Origin of the sequence: Kitasatospora sp. NPDC091257 (assembly GCF_044757675.1) — a bacterium.
In the GTDB taxonomy this organism is placed as follows: domain Bacteria; phylum Actinomycetota; class Actinomycetes; order Streptomycetales; family Streptomycetaceae; genus Kitasatospora; species Kitasatospora lactacystinica.
In genome coordinates this window covers 1-1268 of record NZ_JBIVVI010001765.1, presented here as the reverse complement: position 1 = coordinate 1268, position 1268 = coordinate 1, and the positions used below count along the sequence as shown (strand labels likewise).

Annotated in this window: 2 protein-coding genes; both read left to right on the top strand. The window is 74.3% G+C overall.

Going from position 1 to position 1268, the window contains the following annotated elements:
• Nucleotides 1-211 (top strand): glycoside hydrolase family 15 protein (locus ACIQOV_RS41885; RefSeq protein WP_401056447.1); only part of this gene is annotated, 211 nt, incomplete at its 5' end.
• Nucleotides 208-1188 carry an SAM-dependent methyltransferase gene (locus tag ACIQOV_RS41880; RefSeq protein WP_401056445.1) on the top strand — a complete coding sequence of 327 codons (981 nt, stop codon included), beginning with the start codon at nt 208-210 and terminating at the stop codon, nt 1186-1188. The genes ACIQOV_RS41885 and ACIQOV_RS41880, both read left to right, overlap by 4 nt.
• The last annotated feature ends 80 nt before the right edge of the window (nt 1189-1268 follow it).

Below are 1268 nucleotides of genomic sequence, written 5' to 3'. Positions count from 1 at the left end.
CCTGGGCCTGCTCGCCGAGGAGTGGGACCCCCGCCTCAAGCGCCAGGTCGGCAACTTCCCCCAGGCCTTCAGCCACGTCCCGCTGATCGACACCGCCCTGCGGCTGACCGCCTGCGGCGCCGCCTACCCGCCCGCGCTTCCGATTCCCGGCCAGCGCACCACCACCACCGAACCCGCCGAGACGGCTGCTGTGCCCAGGAGCCGCTCGTGACCCCCACCACCAACACGACCGCCCCGGCCACGGGCTGGCCCACGGGCCGCCGTACGGCGGCCTGGGCCGGACCGGACCGCGAGGACGCCGAACGCGACCGCATCCTGGCGCTGCTGGACCGGGCCTCCTACGCTGGCATCCGGGACGTCCTGGCCGGCGGGCACAACGCCAACACCTCCAGCCGCACGGCCGCTTCGCGCCTGCTGCGTCTGCTGCCGGACATGCCCTACCGGGCCCAGGACGCCCTCGCGTTCGCCGAACACGCCGCCGCCGCACTCGTGCGCGACCTCGGGGTGCGGCAGATCATCCACACGGACCACGGCGTCCCCAACCACTCACCCCGGCGCAACGCCCACCAGATCGGCCAAACCATCGACCAGGGCTGCCGCACGGTGTACGCGGACGCCGACCCCGTCGTACACGCCCTCTCGCGCTGCGTGCTCGCCGGCAACGACCGCGTGACCGTCACCGACGTCGGCCTCGCCGACGGTGTGCACCGCGTCCTGGAGCACCCGGCCGTCGCCGCCCACCTCGACCCGGCCCGGCCGGTGGCCGTGCTGTGCACCGCGTTGGAAGCGGTTCCGGACGCGGTGACGAGCACCCTCACTGCCGACCTCGCCCGACTGCTGCCCGCTGGCGGCTACCTGGCGGTGTGCCAGCTGTCCGTCGAGGACGTCCACCTGGCCCGGCAGGTCGACGACGTGATGACCACCGCGCTCGACGGCCGGTGGGGAAGCCTGCGCACCCCGGCCCAGATCGCGAGCCTGCTCCGCAACCTGTCACTCGTCGAGCAGCTCGACGTCGTCGAGGCACCGCACTACATCCAGTCGTCGTACCGGCCCACCGGGCCGCCCAAGAGCGCGGTCCTCGGCGCGATCGCCCGGATCACACCATACGACGTGAGCCCCTCGGCCCGTTCCCGCACCGCTCCGGCCGGCACCCGCGCACGCTCCGCACCCGCCGCGAGGCTGCCGTGACACCACACGTCCCGCACGTCACCGGCACCGTCCCGCTGACGGCGGCCCACAGCGGCCCTCACCCGCCCCTGGACACCACC